Below are 23,475 nucleotides of genomic sequence, written 5' to 3'. Positions count from 1 at the left end.
TATCTGCGCCGTTTCCTTCCGTCCAGGAGAATCACATGCTGCGTTCGCGCCCTGTCCATTTCACGTCCCGGCTGGACTCCTGGGAGCGGCTGCTCACCGGATTGGGTCTGGCCAAGACCGCGGATCATGGCTCCTGGCGCGAGTTTGATGCCGGTTCGGGGCGGCTGGCGCTGCACGAGGCAGCGCCGGGCTCCGCGGAGGACGGCACCACCGTTTTCGGTGTGGAGGTGGGCGACCTCGCGGAGTTTGCCCGGCGCACCAACCTGGCCGGCGAGGAATCAGGCACCGTTCCGGCCGAACTCGTCAAGGCGGACCATGGCGATTCGTGCCGGATTACGGGCCGCGACGGTTTCAGCTTCCTCGCCGATCCCGCTGCCCGGGCTGCCGACGGCACCTGGGCGACCTCGTCCAACGCGGACCCGGGCCTCGCCGTCGTCGAGGTCTGGTTCACCGAAGATCCGGGGGCCGCGGCGCAGACGCTGCGCGATATCGGCGCCCACTTCCGCCCCTTCCCGGATGACGACGAAACCGCCGACTTCGCGGCCAAGAACGGCGGAGTGCTGATGGTGCGCCCCGCCGAGGGGGCGCCGCGGGCCGGCCTGGGCTTTGAGTACGACGGCGACCTCGCCGCCTTGCACGGCCGCCTCACCGACGCGGGGCATCAGGTCCGGCTGACGGAGGAGGCGTTCGGGCGCACCCTGCACGTGTCCAACCCGGATGCGGACGAACAATCCTCTGCGGCTGCCACGATCTGGATCTCGAAGCGCTGAATCGAGGGGTGACGTTTCGGCGTTTCGGACGACGCTTTACGCCGAGAGCTCACTCCTCGCCGGTCCGCGGCGCTCCAATGCGGTAGAACTTAACCATGAACGTTCGCACACCTGACCCCAATCCCGGCTGGCTCTCCGAAGAGGACCTCTTTGAGGCCCGCGGGAGGCTCCCCATGGTTTACGTGGAGGCGGTTCCGGTCAGGCTCGATCCCCTGGGGTTCGTGAACGAAGTGGGCACCCTGCTGCAGGCCGACGAAGACGGCACCATGATCCGTTCGCTGGTCTCGGGCCGCGTGATCTACCGCGAAACCATCCGTGCGGCACTGCTGCGCCACATGGAGAAGGACCTCGGCCCGCTGGCCTTCCCGCAGCTGCCCATCAGCCCGGTGCCCTTCACCGTGGCCGAATACTTCCCCGCCCCGTCCCAGACCGGGTTCACGGACGACCGCCAACACGCCGTGTCGCTGGCCTACGTCATCCCGGTGACCGGGGAATGCGAGCCCCGCCAGGACGCCCTCGAACTGACCTGGATGACCCCCGAGGAAGTGCTCAGCCCGGGCGTCCAGCTCGAATTCAGCGGGGGCCGCGGCGCCCTGATCCGCCAGGCGCTCGCGTTCGCCGGCGTGGGCTTCTGACCCTCTCGGATATCCCGGCGTCCCCGACTTCCGGCACCCGCCTTTGTAGACTGTAGGGCGGAACGCAAGAGAACTTAAGGACTCCCATGACCGAAACCCCAGCCGCCCGGCACTACAGCGAACAGCAGGCTGGATCCCTGACCACCGGTGATGAACTCCTGCTGCCCGACGGCGAACGCACCGCCGAAATCCAGCATGTGGAGGTCGAGTCCGACGATTTCGGCACCCCCGCGATCGTCCTCGCCAGCCTCTCCGGCGGCGGCACCGTGCGCATCGCCGCCGGCTCCTCGGTCAAGGTGCTGGACACCGCGCCCGACGCCGTCGCCCTGCTTCCCGTCGCCGGGAACCCCACAGAAGTGGCGGAGGCAGCGGCGGAGGCTCCCGCCGTCGTCGTACCTCCCCTGCCCGCCATCCCGCCGGGGGTGAGCGGCCCGTCCGAGGAGGAACTCGCGCTGATTCCCGCGCCGAAGGGCACGCCGGAAGCCGTGGTCGAGACCGCCGCCGAATCGCACCCGGACTCCGAGGGCGTGATGCTGCTGGCCGACAGGCTGGCCAAGGGAATCAACGTCAAGTCCGGCAGCTGCCTGAAGGACCTCAGCGACCTCGCGCACGAGCTGTTCATCACCCTCAAGGACCCCGAAGGCTCGCTGGCCGTAGCCGACCTGCTGAACGTCCTCCCGTACGACGGCAACCCCGGCCGGTGGGCGTCGGTGGAGGCGTCGCTGGCGCTGTCCAGCTACATCTGCCGGCAGGAGGGCCAGGTGGACCGCGCGGAAGTGTACGAGAAGCTGCTGCGCACGCCGGAGAGCCAGGAGACGGATCCGTTCAAGGCCCGGATGAACGCCAAGGTCCGCCAGCGTTCACTCAATGAGCCCAACCTCTACGACAAAGAGATCTTCCGCTCGATCGATAACTCCAACCACGAGGCCGAGCGCGAATGGCGGCTGCTGCGGCTCGAATCCCTGCTGTTCCTGCGGGCACACGGGGGTTCGGAGACCATCGGCGCGGGCGAGCTGCAGCGCCGGATCAGCAACGAGCTTGAGGCCGTCCGCGCCTGAGGCCGCCCTCCCTGCGGACGGGGGAAAATTCCCCCTACCCGGCCGTGCCCGTCAGTTGTACATTCGGGCTATGACGAACAATCTGAGCGTGGTAATCAATGCCGATGCGCCGCAGGTCTGGACCATGCTGCGCGAACCGTCCAAGGTAGCCCAGTGGCACGGCTGGGACACCGATGAGCTGGCCGACGAGATCGACAAAATCTACTTTGGCGACAATGTTGCCGAGGCCGCGGACCACACCAGCCTGACCACCGATGGCGGGGACATCTTCGATCTGAAACCCGTGCCCACCGGGACCCTGGTCAGCGTGACGCGGGCAGCGATGGACCACAACTCTGAGTGGGCTGCCTGGGACGAGGACATCACCCAGGGCTGGCTGACTTTCCTGCAGCAGCTCCGGTTCGCACTGGAGCGGCACCCGCACGGCAAACGACACACGTCGTCCTTCCAGGTCCCCGGGAAATCCGGCTCCGCCATCGAGAAGCTCGGCCTGTCCGACGTGCCCAAACCCGGTGAAAATTACGAGCTGACGCTCGGCACCGGTGAGGAGATCGCCGGGAGAGTCTGGTTCCGCAGCAACCACCAGGTGGGGCTCACGGTCCACGGCTATGCGGAACACGGCGACGGGCTGCTGATTGTGGCCGACCAGCCGGTCAGCGAGGAGATCAGGCCCGACGGCGGGTCGCTGGTGATCATCTCCACGTACGATCTGGGTGCGTCCAAGCTCGAGTCCGTCCGGGCGCTGTGGGACGGCTGGCGGGCTGAGAACTACCCCACATCAGAGGCGCTGCACTGAGGCATCCGGGCTGAAAGCTGGCACACTGGTACCGTGCCAGCCAACCCCGCCTCCGCCCTGCCCTTGCCTGCGCCCGCCGCCGGTACGCCCGCCGAGCAGTCGCAGTTCTCCTTCACGGTTGGCACCCGCCTCGCCGACAGCTGCCCGCCGTCGGCCGCGCAGGTCCTGGACAACGGCGGCGAATTCCTGGGCCGGACCGGCACAATCTCCACGCCGCATGGCGAGATCCGTACCCCGGCCTTCATCGCCGTCGGAACCAAAGCCACCGTGAAGTCCGTGCTGCCCGAATCCATGGCGGACCTCGGCGCGCAGGCACTCCTGGCCAACGCCTACCACCTGTACCTGCAGCCGGGCGCCGACATCCTGGACGAGGCCGGCGGGCTGGGCGCTTTCATGAACTGGTCCGGGCCGACGTTCACGGACTCGGGCGGGTTCCAGGTGATGAGCCTGGGCTCGGGGTTCAAGAAGGTCATCGACATGAAGTCGGTGGACACCTCCGGGCCGGACGACGCCGTCGCCCCCGGCAAGGAGCGGCTGGCGCACATCGACGACGACGGCGTCTGGTTCAAATCGCACCTCAATGGGGACCGGCACCGCTTCTCGCCGGAAATCTCCATGCAGGTCCAGCACCAGATCGGGGCGGACATCATGTTTGCCTTCGACGAGCTGACCACGCTGCAGAACTCCCGCGGCTACCAGGAGGAGTCGCTGGAGCGGACAAGGCTGTGGGCCCTTCGCTGCCTCGAGGAGCACTTCCGGCTGACCGCCGAACGGGTGGGCAAGCCGTATCAGGCCCTGTTCGGGGTCATCCAGGGAGCCCAGTACGAGGACCTGCGCCGGAAGGCCTGCCGGGACCTGGGCGCCATGGACTTCGACGGCTACGGCATCGGCGGGGCGCTGGAAAAGGAGAACCTCGGGACCATCGTGCGCTGGTGCAACGAGGAGCTGCCCGAGGACAAGCCGCGGCACCTGCTCGGCATCTCGGAGCCGGACGACATCTTCACGGCAATCGAGAACGGCGCAGACACCTTTGATTGCGTCTCCCCCACCCGGGTGGCCCGCAACTCCGCGTTCTACACCCCCACCGGCCGGTACAACCTCTCCGGCGCCAAGTACAAGCGCGACTTCGGGCCGCTCCAGGACGGCTGCGACTGCTACGCCTGCGCCAACTACTCGCGCGCGTACATCCACCACCTGTTCAAGGCCAAGGAGATGCTCTCGGCCACGCTGATCTCCATCCATAACGAGCGTTTTGTGGTGAAGATGGTGGACGATGCCCGGCTGGCCATCGAGTCCGGCCGGTTCTTCGAGTTCAAGGCCGAGACCCTGGCGCAGTACTACTCCTGAGCCGCCGCCGCGGCTCCTGGGGGCGAGGGCTCCCCTGTCCTGTCCCGCCGTCGTCCTCCGATATCCTGACCAAATGCTCATCGAAATCCCTGCCGCGGAAGGCACCGCCGAGGCCATCGTCTCCCGTCCCTCTTCCGGCGAAGGTCCCTTCCCGGGCGTCATCCTGTACATGGACGCGTTCGGCCTGCGCCCCCGCATCGAGGAGATGGCTCAGCGCGTCGCCGATTGGGGCTACGTGGTCCTCGCGCCGAACGCCTTCTACCGCGAAGGCACGGCCGCGGAACTCGCCCCGGTAATGGACATGACCACTCCCGAGGGCCGGGCGGCTGCCGGTAAGGCCGCGTTCCCGCGCGTCGGATCCCTCACCACGGACAAAGCTCTGCCGGACATCGACGCGTGGGTGAAGGCGCTGGGAACGCTCGACGGCGTCGCGCCCGGCCCGATCGGAGCGTTCGGCTACTGCATGGGCGCACGTCTCGCCGTGCGCACCGCGATCGCCCACCCCGAAGCGGTGGCAGCCTGTGGCGGCTTCCACGGCGGCGGGCTCGCGAGCGACGCCGCAGACAGCCCGCATCTGGGACTGGGCACAGCCCGGGCGCGGTTCGTTTTTGGCCACGCCGACCACGACAAGAGCATGGATCCCGACGCCGTTGCGCGTCTGGGCGCGGCACTCGACGATGCCGGGCTTGAAGCGTCCAACGAGATCTACGCCGGGGCACCACACGGCTACTCGATGGCGGACACGTCCATGTTCCATGCGGAGGCCACGGAGCGGCACTTCAGCGAGCTCCGCGCCCTCCTCGACGGGACGCTGAAGGGCTGACCGGCGCATTCGGTGACCCTCCGCCGTCGAAATCGCCGGAAGGCGGCTGGATCGCCGGAACGCGCGGGCGATCGGGACGCGTTCCGGCGATATGGGTTTTCCACATAACGACGGCGGCGCCTACCGGTCTGCTCCCAGCTGCAGGAATCTGGCTGGATGACACAGTCTCAGCCAGCCCTTCTTCCCACGCTTCCGGACGCCGGAAACCTGTGGCGAACGGGCCAATTACGCGACAAGGGCCTCAATTCCCGGGCCATCAAAGTATTGCTGAAGCACAAGAAGCTGGTCCGGCTTCGCTACGGCTGCTACATCCGCGGTGAGCTATGGGACAAACAGTCCGCCACGATACGCAGCAACCAGTTAATCCACGCCCACGCACACGGAACACTCACGACGTCGTCGGGAGACTACATCTACAGCCACACATCAGCCGCGCGGCTGCACGGCTTGTTCCTCTGGAACGTGGACGACGCGATCCATATCCTGCTGCGAGTCCGGCCTTCCACTGAACGCCTCGGCGCAGGCGTCTGCGGGCACACCACGCCCTACACGGACGCCGACATCGTGACGATAGGTAACCTCCGGGTCACGTCGCTCGAGCGGACAGTTGTGGATTGTGCCATGATGCTCACCTATCAGCAGGCCTTGGTGCTCATGGATCACGCGCTCAGGCTCGGTGCGGATCTGGCGTTGATGGACGACATGGCAAAGGCGCTGCCGGGGCGCCGCGGGATAAGGAATCTTCGCGAGGCTCTGATCAACGCCGACCCGAGATCCGAATCGGCAGGTGAAACCCTGACCCGTGAACTGCTGGCAAGGTTGAATCTGCCCATGCCCGAACCGCAGGTTGAGGTGAACAGCCGGGCCGGACGGTACCGCCTGGACTTTGCCTGGAAGGATCAGAAGGTGGCACTCGAGTTTGATGGGAAGGTCAAGTACTTCGAGTACAAGCCAACCGCCGAGGTGTTGTACCAGGAGCGGCAACGGGAAAATGCCCTCACCGAAGATGGCTGGAAATTCGTGCGCGTGAAATGGCAGGACCTCTTCCGCGAACAGGAGTTCAAGGCCCGCATCTTGACGGCGCTGCGGCGTTAGCCCGCCGTCGAAATCGCCGGAACGATTCGGTGTAGCCCGCGCGTTCCGGCGACTCAGCACTGTTCCCGCGATCTCGCGGCCAGCGGGATGTACGACGCCGGGTGGCAGCTACGCGGCGCTGGTCGCAGCTTCGGCCGCTACACGACGCCGTAGCTCGGTTCGCGCTTCTTGATCCAGCCGATCACCAGGGACGTCACCGGCACAAACAGGAACTCCACCAGGGTCTTGTAGACAAAGCCCACCACCACGTAGTTCAGGAACGTGCCAAAGTCGGTGATGCCGATGACGGACGCGGCGATGCTGCAGAAGATCAGCGTGTCCACGAATTCGCCCGCTCCGGAGGACCCCATCAGCCGCGCCCACAGGGACTTCTCGCCGGAGCGGGCCTTCATCTTCACCAGGATCCAGGAGTTGATGGTCTGGCCGGCCAGGAACGCCAGCAGCGATGCGAGGACAATCTGCGGAACCGGCCCCAGCGCGCCTTCCAGCGCCGCCTGCTTGGACGTGCCGAACTCGTCGTCGAAACCTGGAAGCGCGATGATCACCCAGTAGCAGATTGAGGCAAACACGGACAGCGCGAAGGTGGTGAAAATAGCCTTGCGCGCCACTTTGAACCCGTAGACCTCGCTGATGACGTCGCCCAGGATGTACGCCAGCGGGAAGAGGAAGAAGCCGCCGTCGGTGATGATCGGGCCGATCGCCACGCCCTTGGATGCGCCGATGTTGGACAGGATCAGCACCACGGCCATAAACGCCAGCATGATGCCGAAGTACGGCGAACCGATGGAGGCGAATTTCGGCGCCGTTCCGGCATGGGTCAAGGGCAGAGCGTCAGGGCCTGAGGGGGAAGGCATGGGAGTGTCCGTTCGTAGTGGTTCGCTCGGTTCTCCGCTGCCTCAAGGGCACGTCCGCGGGACGCCGGCTGTATTAGCACTGTCACCGCAAATTCTCCCACGTGTTGTGGACCTGACCCCTGCCCGGTCAGTTCCGCTGTTCAGGAACACAAAGCGGGCGGCCGACGCCGGATGGCAGGATAGTGCCATGACTCCCGTTTCAGCTGATGTCCAGTCCCCCGCTGCCGCTCCCGCCGTTGTCCTCACGATCGCGGGCTCCGAAGCAACGGGCGGCGCCGGCGCGCAGGCCGACCTGAAGACGTTCCAGGAACTGGGCGTGTTTGGCATCGCCAACCTGACGTGCATCGTCTCCTTCGACCCGAACGACAGCTGGAACCACCGTTTTGTGCCGGTTGACCAGTAGGTGATCGCGGACCAGCTGGAGGCGACGACGGCGGCTTACGGTCCGGCGTCGGGCGTGTCAACGGACGAAGGGTCAGCGCCGGAGCGGCCCGTCCTGGACACCGTGAAGATCGGCATGCTGGGCAGCCCTGCGACGATCGGCACGGTGGCGGCGGCACTGAAAAACGGCCGGTTCCGCAACGTGGTGCTGGACCCCGTGCTGATCTGCAAAGGCCAGGAGCCGGGCCATGCCCTGGACACCGACCAGGCCCTGAAGGCGCAGATCCTGCCACTGGCAACGTTCGTCACTCCCAACCACTTCGAGGCGGAGTCGCTGTCCGGCCTGGCGATCACCGACGTCGAGTCCCTGAAGGCCGCGGCCGTCCGCATCCATGAGCTCAGCGGCGCCGCGGTCCTGGCCAAGGGCGGCGTGCGGCTGGAAGGCCCGGACGCCGTCGATGTTTACTACGACGGCGAGACGCTCGAAGTCCTCAGCGCCCCCAAGGTGGGCGAGGTGGCTGTGTCGGGCGCAGGTTGCTCGCTCGCTGCGGCCGTGACGGCGGAACTTGCCAAGGGCTCCACTCCGTTGGAAGCGGCCCGGGCGGCCAAGGACTTTGTCACGGCGGGAATCCGCAACCGGGTGGCCTCCGGGGCTCCGTTCGATGCGCTCTGGCAGGGCGGTCCGCGCTAGCCTACTGAGTCTCCCAGCAGCGAGTCTTCCGCCCGGGCCGCTGCAAGCAAGTCCTCGGCTACCAGTGTGGCGGTCCGCACGATAAAGGCCCGGCGGCGGTCCAAGCGGTCCGGGGCGGAGCCCGCCAGGAGAGCGTCGATCTGGGGCAGCACCGTCCAGCCGTCGCACAGGGTCACGATAGTGAGAACCAGGTCGGCTGCGTCCGTGCGGTCGATGCCGGGCAGGACTGCCAGCATCTGCTCCACTTTTGCGGCGCAGTGGTCCGCGCGCGTGGCCCGGTCCACGGTGTTTCTCCCGCGCTCCAGGCCTTCCCAGAACAGGAGCCGGGCCAGGGCCGCGTCTTTCGTGTGCCGGTCAAAAAGTCTGCCGGCGTATTCACCGACGTCCACTGCGCCATGCCCCTCGATGGGGACCTCGGCCATCACCCGGACGAGTTCCGCGGCCAGCACGGCGTCGAAAAGGTCGTCCTTCTTGCCGAAGTACTGGTAGATGCGTTCCTTGTTCACGCCGGCCGCGGCAGCAATGCGGTCCACCCGGGCACCGGCAAGGCCCTTGTCGCTGAACTCCTCCGTGGCAGCAGTCAGCAGCAGGGCTTTGGTGCGGTCAGTGTTCCATGCCATGCGCCGATTCTACCCGTTTCCAACTAAGTAGTTGCACTTTTGCGGAGCCCACATTAGTCTCGTTTTATCAAAAGCAACTAAACAGTTGGAGTTAGCCATGAACAGCACCCTCGACCCCATAACGACTGCTCCCGCGTCCGCGTCCCCGGTTCAGGCTCCGGTTCAGGCTCCGGCTTCGGTTCCTGTCCAGGTGCCGCCTGTTCCCTCCATCCACGTCCGTGCCGTCATCACATGGCTGGCCATCTTCCCGCTGGTCGCCGTCGGCATGATCGTGGTTGCACCCCTGACCGAGGGCTGGCACCCGGTGCTCCGCGCGCTGGTCCTGACGCTCGTGGTGGTCCCGGTGGCGGTCTACCTCGTGTTGCCGCGCCTCTTCGCCGGCTACGGCGCACTGCTGCGCCGCCGCAACTCGCGCCGGAGCGGGCGCTAGGCCCCGGCTCTGAACTTCACGCCTACCGCGGGTCCGCGACCTTCCCCATAAACAGCGGCAGGCCCGTCCCGACGTGCACAATCTGGTAGTGGAACGGCCGGTCGAAGGTGATGGACCGCGCAGGCTCGGGCTGGACGCTCGTCGCCATGCCGTTGATCTGGGTCACGGCGGCGGCCACCGTCCCCTTCTCCGCCACGGTGATGTTGGCGTCCTGTGCGGCCTGGGTGATCATGAGTCCCGGCTGGATCGCGTCGAAGTCGCGGGTGGTGTTCAAGGTCTGCTGCAGCCCCAGCTGCTCGAGGATGGCCCGCACATCAAAGTGGCTCTTGTGGTCCCAGGTGGGCAGTGCCAGGTCAACATCCTCAGTGCCAGCGGCGTCGAGGGCACGCGCCACTTGCGCCAGCCCGTCCGCCGTGAGGGCGCCAGCACCGCCGTCGGAATCCTCAGCCGGGAGCACCAGCCGCATTACAAAGCCCTCACCGTACGGGAGGTCCACGGCCTGCCAGCCGGGACCTTCCGCGTAGGCCATTTCCTGCAGGCTGTGCATCATGGGCACATCAACCGTTCCGCCGGTCGCCGTGGTAAACGGCTCATCCGAGGTGTCGTTGGCATCGAACGGAACGTCCCAGGCGGCAGCGAAATACACGGCGTTGAGCAGGCTGAAGGTGTTGCTGGGGTCGTAGGGAGCCGGTGCTTTCTCGATCCGGCCGCCGGTATTTTTGTTGACCCACGCATCGATCGCCGGCTTGGTGACAGCCTCGTCACGGAAGTCCACCGGATACACGCCGGTGCCATAATTCACCGCCAGGGTGTCCAGATACCCCTGGCCGGTCGGGACGTTCCTGTCCACGAAGAGTCCATTGGCAGTATGCACCAGCGGTTTGGCAGGCGGGTTGTCCTCGTCCACTGAGCCCGGATCGCCGTCGTACTCCTCCAGGGAGGCGAGGAGTGCGTTCATTGCCTCGTCCCTGTTCGTCTCCGGAAGCCCCAGCACGGCATCCATCTCCGCGGCAGCTTCTCCCGAGGCGCCGGCCCGCAACATGGCCAAGGCAATCAGCAGGCTGCCCGGCGATGCGATGACGTTCCCGTCTCCGCTGGCAAGGAGGGCATCACCCAGCCTCAGGGCGGAATCCCGGAACGCCGCAAGTTCGCCCGGGAAGGCCGCGCGGTCCACCGAGGCCCGTTCGACGCCGTCGGCCGTGAGCAACCCAGGCGGCGCCGGGGCGGCACACGCCGCCAGTCCCATCACCGCACCCAACGCCATCGCCCGCTGAAAACGAAACACTTCTGTTGCCTCCCCCGGCACACCAGGGCGGGATTCCGCCTGCTCCCAGTGAAACAGCGACGGCGGCGGCAGGCGATGCCTGTACGGTCACGCTTTGCACTCATTTTGGTCTCGCCGGACCGGGCCTCGCCGGTCACCTCCCCCGCCCCCCACCACGACGCTCTATCACTTAATGCAGGAAAACCCGGAACGCTCTATCACTTTCTTGAGGAGAGTGAGAGAGCGTCCCGGGTTTTCCTGCAGGATCTGCGAGAGCGTCCTGGGCGGGTACGACGGCGGGAGCCCGGCACGGTCCCGGACGGAACCGCATTGCCGGCCATCCGCCGTCGGACCCTCCTGGGAGCCTCTGCCGCGGGGCGCTAGGCGTCCACGAGGTCCTGGTCCTTGTCGTCGTCCTTGGCCGGACGCTTCCAGGCGTCGCCCTGCTCGCGGTCCAGGTGGGTGGCCTTCTTGTTCCGCAGGGCGAAAACGTAGACCACCAGCGAGATGGCGATCGCGACGGTGACGTAGGTGAAGAACAGGTCCACGCGCTCGGCCTTCTGGAAGGCGGCGCCGATCAGCGGGACCGTACCGCCGAACAGCGAGTTGGCCACCGCGTAGCCCAGGCCGACGCCGAGGGCGCGGATGGAAGCGGGGAACAGCTCAGCCTTCACCAGTGCGTTGATGGACGTGTAGCCGCCAACGATCAGCAGGCCGCCCATCATCAGCAGGAACGCGGTGAACGGGTCCTTGGTGTTGGACAGCGTGGACAGCAGCGGCCAGGTGAACAGGACGCCGGTGATGCCGAACCACAGGAGCAGGGGCTTGCGGCCGACCTTGTCCGAGATCATGCCGTACACCGGCTGCAGCAGCATAAAGATGAACAGTGCCCAGAAGTTGATGACCGAGGTGTCGGTCTTGGCGATGCCGGACGTATCGTTCATGAACTTCAGGATGAAGTTGGTGTACGTGTAGAACGCCACCGTGCCGCCGAGCGTGACGCCGATGCAGATCAGCAATGGCTTCCAGTACTGCGTGAACAGCAGCTTCATTGTGCCCGGCTGGGCCTCGCCGGGAGCGAGCGGCGCCTTGGCGGCACGGACCTGCTCTTCGGAGACGGTTTCCTCCATCGAACGCCGCAGCCACAGGACCACCAGCGCCGCGACGCCGCCGATGGCGAACGGGATACGCCAGCCCCACTCGGTCAGGTCGCTCTTGGGCATGAAGTTCTGCAGGATGACCAGGACCAGCAGGGCCATCATCTGGCCGCCGATCAAGGTGACGTACTGGAAGCTGGAGAAGAAGCCGCGGCGCTTGGACGTGGCGGCCTCGGACATGTACGTAGCGCTGGTGCCGTATTCGCCGCCCACGGAGAAACCCTGGACGAGGCGGATGAGGATCAGCAGCACCAGCGCCCAGACGCCGACCTGCTGGGTGGTGGGCAGGATCGCGATGGCGAAGGACCCGGCGGACATCAGCGTCACGCTGAGCGTCAGCGCGGCCTTGCGGCCCTTGCGGTCGGCGTACCGGCCGAAGAACCAGGCCCCGATGGGGCGCATCAGGAACGACGTCGAGAAGACGGCCATCGCCTCAAGGCCTGCCTGCAGCTCGTCCTTGGAGTTGAAGAAGTGGGACTGGAAGTAGGCAGCAAAGACTGTGTAGACGTAGAGGTCGTACCACTCCACGAGGTTGCCGGCCGAGCCTTTGAGGATGTTGCTTACGGCCCGGCGGGTCTGGGCTGACTCGCTCTGGACTTCGGTTTCCTGGGTGCTCATCGCTGAACCTTCCTGGCCGGGGCCGCCACGGGTCCCTGGCATACTTCCTTGCTGTCCACGGCAACGTTGCCCATGGTTCCTCCTCGACATTGACGGTCCCCGGAAAGCCGGGGACCCATCCAAGCTATTCGTGATCCACCGCACAACCAACGCGAAGGGGGAAGTCCTAACACTTTCTTAGGTTTTGCTTCGGCCTGTGCCCGGCCCCCCCTGTCTTCCCATGCAGGGACCGGTGCAGCGACCGGTGCAGCGCGGAAACCTGCGGACGGGGTAATCTCCAAAGGCGGGATGGGGAACAAAGCGCCGATCAAACGGAACAGGAACAGGCCATGGATGTGCTCATCGTCGAGGACGACGACGCCATGGCGTCCGCCCTCGACGCGGCCGTCGTTTCCGCCGGACACACGGCCTCCCGGGTTGCCCGCGGGGCTGATGCGCTTCTGGAACACCGGCGCTTTGAGGTCATTCTGCTCGACCTGGGCCTCCCAGACATGGACGGCCTCGACGTCCTGCGGAAGCTTCGCCAGGTCACGACCGTCCCGATCCTGATCCTGACAGCGCGCGACGACGAACGCAGCGTGGTGCTTGGCCTGCGGTCCGGCGCGGATGACTACCTCGTCAAGCCGGTGAAACTCGTTGAACTGCTCGCCCGCATCGAAGCCGTCACCCGGCGGGCGGGCCGCGCCAAAGACAACAGGCAGCGGAACATCGTGCTGGGCGGACTCGAGGTGGACCTCGAACGGCGCGTGGCCGCGATCGGCCCCAAAGTCCTGCCCCTGACCGCCACCGAATTCGACCTGCTCGCCCTCCTGGCGAGCCATGCCGGTTCGGTGGTCACCCGGGAACAGATCCTGGATGCGCTGTGGGGCGATGCGTTCCTTGCCTCCTCCCGATCCCTTGACGTCCATCTGACAGGCCTGAGGGCGAAACTCCAGCTCCCCGGCTTCATCATCAACGTCCGCGGCGTGGGCTACCGGGTCGAGGCGGATCCTGCATGAAGCTGCGTGTCCTGGGAGTACTGAGCGTCCTGGCCGTCCTCATCGTCGTCTTCGCCTCCACCGCGATCCTGACCTCGGCCAGCCGCGAGCTCACCCAGGAACTCCAGATCAACCGGGCCGCTTCGCTCAACCGACTCGCGCAGGTGGCGTTCGACGCCGCGACGGACGGAGGTGATGCCACGCAGCTGCAGACCGAGATGGACAGATACTCGGAACTGTATGGGGAGGGGGTCCTGATCCGCCTCCAGGCGGGCACGCTGCGCTCGGGCGGCCTGAGCGAGGACAGGTCCGACGTGCGGGACGCCGTCGCCAGGGCGAACCTCAACCTCAGCGACACAGCGCTCGCTCCGCTTCAGCCGTTCGGAACGGGGTCTGAGGTCATCTCCCGGTCGTTCGGCAGCGCCAGCCAGGTCCTTGGCGAGGCGGTCCTGGAAGTAAACCCCGACGCGGCGCGGCAGAAACTGCGGGATCGGTGGCTCCTGGTCGGTGTGGCCGCCGCCGCCCTCGCGGCGTTGCTCCTCATCGGTGCCGCCCGTGTGACGGGATGGGTGCTCCGCCCTGTGCACCGCCTGAATTCGGCGGTAACGGAGCTCGAGGCAACGGGCAGGGCCGGCAACCTTCCGGAGGCCGGCCCGCCGGAGCTGCGCGAACTGAGCCGTTCCTTCACCAGGATGGCCCGGACGGTCAGCGAGAGCATCGACTCCCAGCGCCAGCTGATTGCCGACACGTCCCATCAGTTGCGGAATCCTGTCGGGGCCCTGCGGTTGAGAATCGATTTGCTGCAACTGGAACTGCAGACAGCCCGGGAACGGAAGGCGGCAGATGGGGTTCTCGCCGAACTCGAACGGGTTGAAGAGATCCTGGACGGAGTACTGCGGCTGGCAGCAGCAGAGCACAGGGCCTTCGAAGACTCTGCCGGGAGCCCGCTGCGGAGCCCGACGCACGGGCTCCCCGCCGTCATTGATCCCTACCCGGTCCTGCAGGAGGAAACCGAACGCGCCAGCCCTGCGGCACGGCTTAGTGGCTCCTCGATCCTGCTGGCGGACCCGCCGGACCCTGCGGTGCACATCGCCTGCAACGCCGCCGAACTGGCCCAGATGGTGGGCGAGCTGATCAACAACGCCGTCAAATACGCGGCCGGTGCCCGCATCACAGTGGCGGTCCGCGTGCGCAAGGAGGCGGTCGCCGTCGAAATTTCCGACGGCGGTCCCGGGCTTTCCGCCGAAGGACGGGCTGCTGCCACATCCCGTTTCTGGCGCTCCCCGGAGCACCGGGCGATCAGCGGCAACGGCCTGGGCATGACCATTGTGGACAAACTGGCTGCAGCCAACGGGGGCCGCCTGCTGCTGGCGGAAGCCTCGCCGCACGGCCTGATCGCGCGCATCGAGTTTCCGCATGCTGTTGACCAGGGAGAGGAAGGCCCGGCATGACTGGGCTTACCGGCATGACTGGGCTGCCGGGAGGCCTTCCGCCGCGGCGGACCGCGCTCAAGGCCGGGCTCGCTGCCGCCCTGGCAGGACTGTTTTTGCCGGCGGTCAGCGCCTGTACGCCCGACAACCGTCCAGGCGCGGTAACCGTGGCCGGGGGCGAACCTGGCGGGTTCTATCTTGAGTTCGCTACCTTGTTGGCGGCCTCCCTCCAGCGTCATGGCGTGGCGGACCAGGCGACAGCACTGACAACAGGGGGCAGCCTGGACAACCTGGGGCAGTTGCTGACCGGACAGGCGACCTTCGCCGTAGCACTGGCTGATGCTGCGGCCCAAAAGATCTGGGCGGACAGCGGGCCGGATGTCGGTATTGCCGCCCTCGGACGGGTCTACGAGAACTATGTCCACTGCGTTGTGCGTAAGGACACCGGCATCAGGAATCTCGCCGGGCTGGCCGGCAGGACAGTCGCTGTGGGTGAGCCCGGTTCGGGAACGTCGCTGACCACCCCGCGCCTGATTGAGGCGGCCGGGCTCAGCGCGGCGGCTGTTGGAGCGGGACCCGCAGCCACGGAAAAGACAGTCAGCGTGCTGAACCTCGGGCTCAACGATGGCCTCGCCGCGCTGCAGGACGGGTCCGTGGATGCTCTGTTCTGGTCCGGCGGCGTCCCCACTGCCGCAATTGCGGACAGCAACAGGGCAGCCGCATTGGTATTCCTCGACCTCTCGGCGTTGATTCCCTCGATTCGGAGCCGGTACGGCCCCTACTACGACCGAGTGCTGATCCCCGCCGGCAGCTACGAGGGCATTCCGGCTGTCTGGACGGTGGGGGTGGCGAATCTTCTCCTGTGCCGGAACGACCTGGACGGGCGGACAGTGAAGCGCACTGTCGAATTGCTCGTGGGGCACGCCGACGAACTGATTCCACGCTCCAGCCTGGGCGTGCAGTTCCTGAGCCCCGAATCACTGATCAACACGGCCGGGCTGCCGCTGCACCCGGCAGCCGCGGCCGCCTACCGCGAACTCCACGGGTGACCCAAACGCTCTCTCATTTGCTGCAACAAACACGGAAACGCTCGCTCACTTTCCACAGGAAAGTGAGCGAGCGTCCGGCAAAAACCCGCAGGAAGTGATAGAGCGTCAGCTCCCGGAGTGGGCCTGCAGGAAGCTGTAGACCTCGGTCTCGTCGACGCCGGGAAACGCGCCGGGCGGCATGGCGGCCAGCAGGTGCGAATGGGCCCGCGCAGACGGCCATGCGTTGCCGGCCCACTCCGAGGCCAGCTCCGCCGGTGGCCGCTTGCAGCAGTTTTCGTCCGGGCACGTGGACTTTGACCGCTCTGTGGTGTCCCGCCCGCGGAACCACTTCACGTGCGCGTACGGCACGCCGACCGAGAGCGAAAACTCACCGTTGGCCGACCGCTCGGTCCGCGCAGTGCACCAGTACGTCCCGGCCGGGGTGTCGGTGTACTGGTTGTACGCGCGGAACTTGTCGGCGACGTCGAACACGACCCGGGAGGTCCACTGTTTGCACGACGGTTGGCCCTCGATGGCGCCGGTATGGTCCTGCGGGAACGTCACGCCGTCGTTCTCGTAGGCCTTGTAAATGATGCCGCTCTGGTGCGTCTTCTGGAAGTGGGTCCGGATGTCCAGGTGCTCGGTGGCGAGGTTTGTGAAGCGGTGCGCGGCGGTTTCGTAGGAGACCGCGAAGGCGTCCCGGATGTCCTCCACCGCGATTTCCTTGGCCTGCTTGGCGTGCTGCAGGAACTCCACGGTCGCCTTCTCCGGCAGCATCAGGGCGGCGGCGAAGTAGTTGGTGGCCACGCGCTGCATCAGGAAATCGCCATAATTCTTGGGCGTCTGGTGGCCCAGTACGTAGTGCCCCAGCGCCTGCAGCAGCACGGAACGGGGGTCGTGGTCCGTCCGCTGGTTCTGCGTGAGATAAATTCTGTGGTTCTTAAGATCGGTCACCGACCGCGTTGAATGCGGCAGGTCGCCCACGTGGTGGAGGCTGAATCCGAGGTGGGCAGCGATGTCGGCGATGACGTGCTGGGACAGCGGTCCGGTGGTGTGCCCGACGCTCGTCAGTACCTTCTGGGCTTCGGCCTCATACTCGGGGAAGTAGTTGTTCCGCTCCCGCATCATGGCACGCAGTTCACCGTTGGCGCGACGGGCCTCTTCCGGCGTGGCGATTTGCTCGTTCAGCTTGCGCTCGAGCTCATGCTGCAGGCCCACCATCGACTCAAGCACATCCATGGGGAGCCGCGAGCTGATGCGGATTTTCGGCAGGTTCAGGGACTCGTAGATGGGGCTCCGCTGGTACCGTTCCAGCTCGATTTCCAGCGCAGCCCTCCGGTTGGGCGGCTCTGCCCCGAGCAGCTGGTCAATGCCAACGTTGAGCGCGGCGGCGAGCTGCTGCAGCAGCCCCAGCTTGGGCTCGCGCTTGCCGTTCTCGATCAGGCTCAGCTGGCTGGGGGCAGTCCCGACGGCGGCACTCAGGTCATCGAGCGTCATGCCGGCCGCCTTGCGCAAGTGGCGGACGCGGCGGCCGAGGCTGATGACGTCCAGTTCCGGGGCGGCGGCGGACGACGGCGGTGCGGCGGCTTTGCGGTTCCAGCTTGAAGGGGGCATTTCTTGAGGATACGCGAAGAAGTGCATTTCTTTCCATGCTTTTCCCCTATCGAAGTGTTTGGAAGTGCTGAAAAGTAGTGATCACGGAAAGAAACACCGCACCGGGGTAGCTGGCCGGGACTGCAAGGAAGCAGCCCCGGCCGGCGGATTACCGCCCCGGAGCTCAATCAAGGAGACAACGATGACTGCAGCATTTGAGCCCACCCAGCAGACGCCCGAAGAGCAGGCCGCCGCCCTGGAGCTCGAGTGGGCCGCCAATCCCCGCTGGGAAGGTGTGACCCGCGACTACAAGGCCTCGGACGTCGTCCGGCTCCGCGGCCGTGTCTCCGAAGAGCACACGCTGGCCCGCCGCGGATCGGAGAAGCTGTGGAAGCAGCTGACCGAGGAGCACAAGACCGGCGGGTACACCAACGCCCTGGGCGCCCTGACCGGCAACCAGGCCGTGCAGCAGGTCAAGGCGGGCCTGCGCGCCATCTACCTTTCGGGCTGGCAGGTTGCCGCGGACGCCAACAACTCCGGCCACACCTACCCGGACCAGTCGCTGTACCCGGCCAACTCGGTCCCCACCGTCGTCCGCCGCATCAACAACGCACTGCTCCGCGCCGACCAGATCGAATTCTCCGAAGGCATCCAGACCGTTGAGGACTGGATGGTCCCGATCGTTGCCGACGCCGAGGCCGGCTTCGGCGGACCCCTGAACGCCTACGAGCTCATGAAATCCATGATCCAGGCCGGCGCGTCAGGCGTGCACTGGGAAGACCAGCTCGCCTCGGAGAAGAAGTGCGGCCACCTCGGCGGCAAGGTCCTCATCCCCACCCAGCAGCACGTCCGGACCCTGAACGCAGCCCGCCTGGCCGCCGACGTCGCCGGCACCCCCTCGGTGGTCATCGCCCGCACCGACGCCGAGGCCGCCACCCTGATCACCTCCGACGTCGATCCCCGCGACAAGGAATTCGTCACCGGCGAACGCACCCCGGAAGGCTTCTACAAGGTCCGCAACGGCATCGAACCCTGCATCGCCCGCGCCAAGGCCTACGCCCCGTACTCCGACCTCATCTGGATGGAAACGGGCACCCCGGACCTCGAGCTTGCCCGCAAGTTCGCCGAGGCCGTCAAGGCCGACTTCCCGGACCAGATGCTCTCCTACAACTGCTCGCCCTCGTTCAACTGGCGCAAGCACCTGGACGACGCCACCATCGCGAAGTTCCAGCGTGAACTGGGCGCCATGGGCTTCACGTTCCAGTTCATCACCCTGGCCGGCTTCCACGCCCTGAACTACTCGATGTTCGACCTCGCCCACGGCTACGCCCGTGAAGGCATGAGCGCCTACGTCGAGCTCCAGGAAAAGGAATTCGCCTCCGAGTCCCGCGGCTATACCGCGACCAAGCACCAGCGCGAAGTCGGCACCGGCTACTTCGACGACATCGCAACTGCGCTCAACCCGAACGCATCCACGCTGGCCCTGGTGGGATCCACCGAAGAAGGCCAGTTCCACTAACCATTCACGACGGCGGGCCTTGCCTCCGGCCTTCGGACCGGCAACGCTCGGCGTGCTATTCCCCATGGCCGGCTTCTTACCTCGCTGAGCGAGGACGAAGCCGGCCACAGGGCCCCTTTTACGCACGCTGCCGCGATACCGGCTCCTTCGGCCTAGTGCCGCAGTCACCGCAGTGCCGCCACCCGCCGTCGAACTCCCTTTTCGTCTTTAAGGAGACCGAAATGAACAGCTTCACTGACAACTTCACGATCAACGGGATCACTTTGACTGCGCAGCCTATTTGCCGGCAGAACGAGGTTCTTACTCCGGATGCTTTGGAGTTCGTGGCCAAGCTGCACCGGGCCACTGCCGAGCGCCGGCAGGAACTGCTGCAGGCCAGGCGGACGCGGCGGGCTGATATTGCCGGCGGCCAGGATCCGCGGTTCCTGAAGGAGACCGAGGACATCCGCAATGATCCGTCGTGGCGGGTCGCTCCGCCGGCGCCGGGTCTGGAAGACCGCCGGGTGGAAATCACCGGGCCGGTGGACAAGAAAATGACCATCAACGCCCTGAACTCCGGCGCGAAGGTCTGGCTCGCTGACATGGAGGACTCTTCCACCCCGACCTGGCGGAACGTCATCAAGGGCCAGCTGAACCTCACCGACGCCCTCGAACGCCGGATCGACTTCACCACCGAAGAGGGCAAGGAATACCGGCTCCGCCCGGCCGCGGAACTGCCCACCATCGTGGTCCGCCCCCGCGGCTGGCACCTGCCCGAGAAGCACATGCTCATCGACGGCACCCCGGTGGCCGGCGGCATCGTGGACTTCGGCCTGTTCTTCTTCCACAACGCCCGCCGCCTCCTGGCCCAGGGCAAAGGCCCGTACTTCTACCTGCCCAAGATCGAAACCCACCTCGAAGCCCGGCTCTGGAACGACATCTTCATCCTCGCCCAGGACCTGATCGGCATCCCGCAGGGCACCATCCGCGCCACCGTGCTGATCGAGACCATCACCGCCGCCTTCGAAATGGAGGAGATCCTCTACGAACTGCGCGACCACGCCTCGGGCCTGAACGCCGGCCGCTGGGACTACATCTTCTCCCTGATCAAGAACTTCCGCACCCGCGGCCCCCGGTTCGTCCTGCCGGACCGCGCCCAGGTGACCATGACGCAGCCGTTCATGCGCGCCTACACCGAACAGCTGGTCCGTGCCTGCCACAAGCGCGGCGCCATGGCCATCGGCGGCATGGCCGCAGCCGTCCCCAACCGCAAGGACGAAGCCGCCAACACCAACGCGCTCGAAAAGGTCCGCGCCGACAAGACCCGCGAGGCCAACGACGGCTTCGACGGTTCCTGGGTGGCCCACCCGGACCTCGTGCCGGTCTGCCGCGAAGTGTTCGACACCATCCTGGGCGAGCGTCCGAACCAGCTGGACCGTACCCGCGAGGACGTCATCCCCGATGACCGCGCCCTGATCAACGTGGCCGCCACCGAAGGCACCATCACCGAGCAGGGCATCCGGAACAACATCGAAGTAGGCATCCGCTACATCGAGTCCTGGCTCCGCGGGAACGGCGCCGTCGCCATCCACAACCTCATGGAAGACGCCGCCACCGCGGAAATCTCCCGCTCCCAGATCTGGCAGTGGATGTACGCGTCCGCCATCACCGACCGCGGCGAAATCATCACCCACCACTGGATCGAGGAACTCCTCGACGAAGAATTCGCACGCCTCGAACGCTTCGACGGCGACCGCTTCGAAGACGCCCGCGACATCTTCGAAGAAGTCACCCTCGCCCAGGATTTCCCGTCCTTCCTGACCCTCCCCGCCTACGCGAGGTATCTGACGGAGGCCCGTGAAAAGGCCACCGCTGAGGAACTCGCCGCGGCGTAACAGATTTCCGTCCGCCGGGCAGGCACACCCTTCGCAACAGGAACCCCGAAATCCGGGGGCCCGCCCGGCGACGGAACACCCTTCACAGCGCGAACTGGCAGCTAACGACCCCAAAACTCAGGTTTGAGGGTATTAGCTGCCAGTTCGCGCTGTGGTGTGGGTGCGGGAGGAGGGAACGACGACGACGGGCGGCGTCAGCGGCCCTTCGGCACAAGCCGCACGGCGAGGGTTGTGCTGAGGAAGAACGTCAGGACTGACGCCAGGACCACCAGCAGCGCGGGAGTCCAGGAATCAGACGTGTCGTGCACGAACCCCACGAGCGGCGGGGCCACCGCCGCGAAACAGTAACCGACGCCCTGGACGATGGCGGACATCCTGCCCGCGGACGCCTGGTCCCGGGCCAGCTTGATGATGGCGATGAAGATCAACGTAATTCCGCCGCCCTGGGCGATGCCGCCGCAGACGGACCACAGCCACCACAGGCCAGGCGCCAGCAACAACCCGGCCGGCACCGCCGTCCACAGCACGCCCAGGGTGACCGCCACCGCCGTCGTGCTGGAGTATTTGGCCGCGAACGGGACGCCCAGGCCGCCCACAATGGCCAGGATCTGGAAGATGGACGAACCGGCGCCGGCTGCCGAGGCGGACATGCCCAGTTCGTCGTTGAGGTAGCTCGGAAGCCAGGCAGTCACGGCGTAGTAGGAGAACGCCTGGCCCGCGAATCCGGCCGTGAGTCCCGCGGTGATCCAGCCGGAGCCCTTGACTGCGGGCCGCTCCTGGCCGCCCGCCACTTCCACGTTTGTCGGCACAAAGGCGCTGCGGACCCCGACGGCGGCGGTCCAGAAGGCGATCGCCGCCACTGCCAGGATTCCCACGGCCGCGAGCGCGGTCCGCCAGCCGGCCAGCTCGGCCAGCGGAGCGGTGACCACCGATGTCAGGAACGAGCCGATGTTCAGCGCAGCCGTGTACACGCCCATGGCGGTCCCCTGGCGCAGCGGTGAAAAGTCGCGCCGGATGATCAGCGGAACCGCAATGTTTCCCACGGTGATGGCGAGCCCGATCAGGACGGTCCCCGCCACGACAAGGGCAGGCCCACCCGCCGAGCGGACAACCACCCCGGCGAAAACGCCAAGAATGGTGAGCGTGACGGCGAACTCCGCCCCGAGCCTGCGCGCAGCCAGGGAGGCCAGCGGCGCGGACAGCGAGAAGCACAGCACCGGGATGCTCGTCAGGAGCCCCAGCATCACCGGGGAGAAGCCCAGTTCGACCTGCATGATGTCCACAACGGGGGCGACCGCCACAAACGGACCCCGCAAGTTGAGCGCGAGCAGGCCGATGCAGGCAAGCAGGATCCACGCGCTCGGAACCTTGGCCAAAAGCCGGCCGCTCATGGTGTGCCCGTTGGCATCAAAAGTGATTTCATCACTTCCATTGCTATCACGCCGCGCGACCCGGCCGTCCGCGGCCGGAAGCACCAAAGCTACGATAGGCCCTAGCCCCCGAGGGGAACGCGCCAAGAATGGGACGAAGGTAACAGACATGCAGCACCGGCTTGCCATCCTGGACGACTACCAGGGTGTGGCCCACGGCTTCGCCGACTGGGCCGCGCTCGAGGACCACGGCGTCTCCGTCACGGTCTTCCGTGAACCGTTCACCGGCGAAGACGCCCTGGTGGCTGCCCTCGCAGACGTCGGGATGGTCATCGCCATGCGGGAGCGGACACCGTTTCCGCGTTCGGTGCTGGAGAAGCTGCCTGCCCTGAAGCTGCTGGTCACCACGGGCATGGCGAATGCCTCGATCGACGTCGGTGCTGCCGCCGAACTGGGCATTACCGTCTGCGGCACCGCCGGGTCCCCTGCCGCAGCACCGGAAATGACGTGGGCACTGCTGCTTGCCGCCGCCCGCCACATCCCCGCCGAGGAAAACTCGCTGCGGGCAGGCACGTGGCAGACAACGGTGGGCTTTGAGCTCGCCGGCAAGACCCTGGGCATTGTGGGGCTCGGCAAGATCGGCCGGAAGATCGCCACCTACGGCCAGGCCTTTGGGATGGAGGTGGTCGCCTGGAGCCAGAACCTCACCGCTGAGGCCGCCGCCGAGGCCGGTGTCCGGAAGGTCGGCAAGGAGGAACTGTTCAGGAATTCCGACGTCGCCACCCTCCATCTGCGGCTGTCGCCCCGTTCCGAGGGAATAGTAGGCGAACCCGAGCTGCGGCTGCTTGGCCCTGAAGGCATCCTGGTGAACACTGCCCGCGGGCCGCTGGTTGACCAGGATGCGCTGGTCCGTGCGCTGGACGAGGGGTGGATCCGCGGGGCTGCCCTGGACGTCTTCGACCATGAGCCACTTCCCGCTGGCCACCCGCTCCTGACGGCGCCCAACACTGTGCTGTCCCCGCACCTGGGTTACGTGACGACGGAAAGCTACCGGCAGTTCTACGGCGGAGCGTTCGAGGACGTCAGGGCGTGGCTGGCCGGGGCGCCCGTCCGGGTGATCACCCCCTAGGACCTGCGGCCCGGGA

20 protein-coding genes and 1 pseudogene are annotated in these 23,475 nt (G+C 66.4%); 15 read left to right on the top strand and 6 right to left on the bottom strand.

Features of this window, described 5'->3' with window-relative positions:
- The first annotated feature begins 35 nt into the window (after nucleotides 1–35).
- The 7 genes from ABV518_RS11990 (at nucleotide 36) to ABV518_RS11960 (ending at nucleotide 6,524) form a co-directional block, all read left to right on the top strand.
- Entirely contained in the window at nucleotides 36–770 is a 735-nt protein-coding gene (locus ABV518_RS11990) for a VOC family protein (protein WP_367767305.1), read from the top strand.
- A 95-nt stretch (nucleotides 771–865) separates the two neighbouring features.
- A complete protein-coding gene (locus tag ABV518_RS11985; RefSeq protein ID WP_131133519.1) occupies nucleotides 866–1,405 on the top strand; it encodes an NUDIX hydrolase family protein in 540 nt (179 codons plus the stop codon).
- Nucleotides 1,406–1,491: 86 nt separating this feature from the next.
- On the top strand, nucleotides 1,492–2,463 hold the full coding sequence (locus ABV518_RS11980; protein ID WP_367767304.1) for a DUF6707 family protein: 972 nt from the start codon (nucleotides 1,492–1,494) through the stop codon (nucleotides 2,461–2,463).
- A gap of 70 nt (nucleotides 2,464–2,533) precedes the next feature.
- Nucleotides 2,534–3,259: an SRPBCC domain-containing protein gene (locus ABV518_RS11975; protein WP_367767303.1), complete on the top strand. Its 726-nt coding sequence runs from the start codon at nucleotides 2,534–2,536 to the stop codon at nucleotides 3,257–3,259.
- Between the two features lie 33 nt (nucleotides 3,260–3,292).
- Complete coding sequence (gene tgt / locus ABV518_RS11970) at nucleotides 3,293–4,606, top strand: tRNA guanosine(34) transglycosylase Tgt (RefSeq protein ID WP_367767301.1); 1,314 nt, start codon at nucleotides 3,293–3,295, stop codon at nucleotides 4,604–4,606.
- Between the two features lie 73 nt (nucleotides 4,607–4,679).
- The gene (locus tag ABV518_RS11965; protein WP_367767300.1) at nucleotides 4,680–5,429 is read left to right on the top strand and encodes a dienelactone hydrolase family protein; all 750 of its coding nucleotides are present in this window, start codon (nucleotides 4,680–4,682) and stop codon (nucleotides 5,427–5,429) included.
- A gap of 156 nt (nucleotides 5,430–5,585) precedes the next feature.
- Nucleotides 5,586–6,524: a hypothetical protein gene (locus tag ABV518_RS11960; protein ID WP_367767299.1), complete on the top strand. Its 939-nt coding sequence runs from the start codon at nucleotides 5,586–5,588 to the stop codon at nucleotides 6,522–6,524.
- A 137-nt stretch (nucleotides 6,525–6,661) separates the two neighbouring features.
- On the opposite strand, the gene ABV518_RS11955 is transcribed toward ABV518_RS11960, so the two are convergent.
- A complete protein-coding gene (locus ABV518_RS11955; RefSeq protein WP_367767298.1) occupies nucleotides 6,662–7,378 on the bottom strand; it encodes a queuosine precursor transporter in 717 nt (238 codons plus the stop codon).
- A 187-nt stretch (nucleotides 7,379–7,565) separates the two neighbouring features.
- On the opposite strand from ABV518_RS11955, the pseudogene ABV518_RS11950 reads away from it, so the two are divergent.
- Nucleotides 7,566–8,450: pseudogene (locus tag ABV518_RS11950) on the top strand (hydroxymethylpyrimidine/phosphomethylpyrimidine kinase).
- Here ABV518_RS11950 and ABV518_RS11945 read toward each other — a convergent pair.
- Nucleotides 8,447–9,070 carry a TetR/AcrR family transcriptional regulator gene (locus ABV518_RS11945; protein WP_367767297.1) on the bottom strand — a complete coding sequence of 208 codons (624 nt, stop codon included), beginning with the start codon at nucleotides 9,068–9,070 and terminating at the stop codon, nucleotides 8,447–8,449. The pseudogene ABV518_RS11950 and the gene ABV518_RS11945 sit on opposite strands and share 4 nt — an antisense overlap.
- 97 nt (nucleotides 9,071–9,167) lie before the next feature.
- Here ABV518_RS11945 and ABV518_RS11940 point away from each other — a divergent pair, with 97 nt between their 5' ends.
- On the top strand, nucleotides 9,168–9,500 hold the full coding sequence (locus ABV518_RS11940; protein WP_367767296.1) for a hypothetical protein: 333 nt from the start codon (nucleotides 9,168–9,170) through the stop codon (nucleotides 9,498–9,500).
- Nucleotides 9,501–9,522: 22 nt separating this feature from the next.
- Here the strand turns inward: ABV518_RS11940 and ABV518_RS11935 are convergent, their stop codons facing one another.
- Both ABV518_RS11935 and ABV518_RS11930 read right to left on the bottom strand, forming a co-directional pair.
- Nucleotides 9,523–10,746 carry a serpin family protein gene (locus tag ABV518_RS11935; protein WP_367767419.1) on the bottom strand — a complete coding sequence of 408 codons (1,224 nt, stop codon included), beginning with the start codon at nucleotides 10,744–10,746 and terminating at the stop codon, nucleotides 9,523–9,525.
- A 398-nt stretch (nucleotides 10,747–11,144) separates the two neighbouring features.
- Nucleotides 11,145–12,539 (bottom strand): MFS transporter, encoded by a 1,395-nt coding sequence (locus tag ABV518_RS11930; protein WP_367767295.1) that lies wholly within the window; start codon nucleotides 12,537–12,539, stop codon nucleotides 11,145–11,147.
- Between the two features lie 329 nt (nucleotides 12,540–12,868).
- Between ABV518_RS11930 and ABV518_RS11925 the strand changes: the two genes are divergently transcribed.
- The 3 genes from ABV518_RS11925 to ABV518_RS11915 are packed head-to-tail and all read left to right on the top strand — an operon-like array spanning nucleotide 12,869 to nucleotide 15,995.
- Complete coding sequence (locus ABV518_RS11925; protein ID WP_367767294.1) at nucleotides 12,869–13,537, top strand: response regulator transcription factor; 669 nt, start codon at nucleotides 12,869–12,871, stop codon at nucleotides 13,535–13,537.
- Nucleotides 13,534–14,967: a sensor histidine kinase gene (locus ABV518_RS11920; RefSeq protein WP_367767292.1), complete on the top strand. Its 1,434-nt coding sequence runs from the start codon at nucleotides 13,534–13,536 to the stop codon at nucleotides 14,965–14,967. Before ABV518_RS11925 ends, ABV518_RS11920 begins: the two co-directional genes overlap by 4 nt.
- On the top strand, nucleotides 14,964–15,995 hold the full coding sequence (locus ABV518_RS11915) for a TAXI family TRAP transporter solute-binding subunit (protein ID WP_367767291.1): 1,032 nt from the start codon (nucleotides 14,964–14,966) through the stop codon (nucleotides 15,993–15,995). Before ABV518_RS11920 ends, ABV518_RS11915 begins: the two co-directional genes overlap by 4 nt.
- A 105-nt stretch (nucleotides 15,996–16,100) precedes the next feature.
- On the opposite strand, the gene ABV518_RS11910 is transcribed toward ABV518_RS11915, so the two are convergent.
- Complete coding sequence (locus tag ABV518_RS11910; protein WP_367767290.1) at nucleotides 16,101–17,615, bottom strand: helix-turn-helix domain-containing protein; 1,515 nt, start codon at nucleotides 17,613–17,615, stop codon at nucleotides 16,101–16,103.
- A 154-nt stretch (nucleotides 17,616–17,769) separates the two neighbouring features.
- Between ABV518_RS11910 and aceA the strand changes: the two genes are divergently transcribed.
- Both aceA and aceB read left to right on the top strand, forming a co-directional pair.
- Nucleotides 17,770–19,086 (top strand): isocitrate lyase, encoded by a 1,317-nt coding sequence (aceA, locus tag ABV518_RS11905; RefSeq protein WP_367767289.1) that lies wholly within the window; start codon nucleotides 17,770–17,772, stop codon nucleotides 19,084–19,086.
- Between the two features lie 221 nt (nucleotides 19,087–19,307).
- Nucleotides 19,308–20,960, top strand: a complete 1,653-nt coding sequence (aceB, locus tag ABV518_RS11900) for a malate synthase A (RefSeq protein WP_367767288.1) — start codon at nucleotides 19,308–19,310, stop codon at nucleotides 20,958–20,960.
- A gap of 194 nt (nucleotides 20,961–21,154) precedes the next feature.
- Here the strand turns inward: aceB and ABV518_RS11895 are convergent, their stop codons facing one another.
- Nucleotides 21,155–22,351, bottom strand: coding sequence for a CynX/NimT family MFS transporter (locus tag ABV518_RS11895; protein ID WP_367767287.1), 1,197 nt, complete (start codon nucleotides 22,349–22,351; stop codon nucleotides 21,155–21,157).
- A gap of 148 nt (nucleotides 22,352–22,499) precedes the next feature.
- Here ABV518_RS11895 and ABV518_RS11890 point away from each other — a divergent pair, with 148 nt between their 5' ends.
- Nucleotides 22,500–23,459, top strand: coding sequence for a D-2-hydroxyacid dehydrogenase family protein (locus ABV518_RS11890; RefSeq protein ID WP_367767286.1), 960 nt, complete (start codon nucleotides 22,500–22,502; stop codon nucleotides 23,457–23,459).
- Nucleotides 23,460–23,475: the final 16 nt, after the last annotated feature.

The sequence above is a fragment of the Arthrobacter sp. HS15c genome (assembly GCF_040812005.1).
Classification (GTDB): Bacteria; Actinomycetota; Actinomycetes; order Actinomycetales; family Micrococcaceae; genus Arthrobacter.
The sequence above is the reverse complement of the archived record's forward strand: the minus strand, read 5'-3'. Positions and strand labels throughout refer to the sequence as shown.

Bases quoted from the DNA above. Each gene is read 5' to 3' on its own strand.
- aceB (WP_367767288.1), top strand. From the start codon at position 19,308: ATGAACAGCTTCACTGACAACTTCACGATCAACGGGATCACTTTGACT.
- ABV518_RS11925 (WP_367767294.1), top strand. From the start codon at position 12,869: ATGGATGTGCTCATCGTCGAGGACGACGACGCCATGGCGTCCGCCCTC.
- ABV518_RS11990 (WP_367767305.1), top strand. From the start codon at position 36: ATGCTGCGTTCGCGCCCTGTCCATTTCACGTCCCGGCTGGACTCCTGG.
- ABV518_RS11955 (WP_367767298.1), bottom strand. From the start codon at position 7,378: ATGCCTTCCCCCTCAGGCCCTGACGCTCTGCCCTTGACCCATGCCGGA.
- ABV518_RS11935 (WP_367767419.1), bottom strand. From the start codon at position 10,746: ATGGGACTGGCGGCGTGTGCCGCCCCGGCGCCGCCTGGGTTGCTCACG.
- ABV518_RS11945 (WP_367767297.1), bottom strand. From the start codon at position 9,070: ATGGCATGGAACACTGACCGCACCAAAGCCCTGCTGCTGACTGCTGCC.
- ABV518_RS11920 (WP_367767292.1), top strand. From the start codon at position 13,534: ATGAAGCTGCGTGTCCTGGGAGTACTGAGCGTCCTGGCCGTCCTCATC.
- ABV518_RS11915 (WP_367767291.1), top strand. From the start codon at position 14,964: ATGACTGGGCTTACCGGCATGACTGGGCTGCCGGGAGGCCTTCCGCCG.
- aceA (WP_367767289.1), top strand. From the start codon at position 17,770: ATGACTGCAGCATTTGAGCCCACCCAGCAGACGCCCGAAGAGCAGGCC.
- ABV518_RS11895 (WP_367767287.1), bottom strand. From the start codon at position 22,351: ATGAGCGGCCGGCTTTTGGCCAAGGTTCCGAGCGCGTGGATCCTGCTT.
- ABV518_RS11910 (WP_367767290.1), bottom strand. From the start codon at position 17,615: ATGCACTTCTTCGCGTATCCTCAAGAAATGCCCCCTTCAAGCTGGAAC.
- ABV518_RS11930 (WP_367767295.1), bottom strand. From the start codon at position 12,539: ATGAGCACCCAGGAAACCGAAGTCCAGAGCGAGTCAGCCCAGACCCGC.
- ABV518_RS11960 (WP_367767299.1), top strand. From the start codon at position 5,586: ATGACACAGTCTCAGCCAGCCCTTCTTCCCACGCTTCCGGACGCCGGA.
- ABV518_RS11890 (WP_367767286.1), top strand. From the start codon at position 22,500: ATGCAGCACCGGCTTGCCATCCTGGACGACTACCAGGGTGTGGCCCAC.
- ABV518_RS11965 (WP_367767300.1), top strand. From the start codon at position 4,680: ATGCTCATCGAAATCCCTGCCGCGGAAGGCACCGCCGAGGCCATCGTC.
- ABV518_RS11985 (WP_131133519.1), top strand. From the start codon at position 866: ATGAACGTTCGCACACCTGACCCCAATCCCGGCTGGCTCTCCGAAGAG.
- ABV518_RS11980 (WP_367767304.1), top strand. From the start codon at position 1,492: ATGACCGAAACCCCAGCCGCCCGGCACTACAGCGAACAGCAGGCTGGA.
- ABV518_RS11975 (WP_367767303.1), top strand. From the start codon at position 2,534: ATGACGAACAATCTGAGCGTGGTAATCAATGCCGATGCGCCGCAGGTC.
- ABV518_RS11940 (WP_367767296.1), top strand. From the start codon at position 9,168: ATGAACAGCACCCTCGACCCCATAACGACTGCTCCCGCGTCCGCGTCC.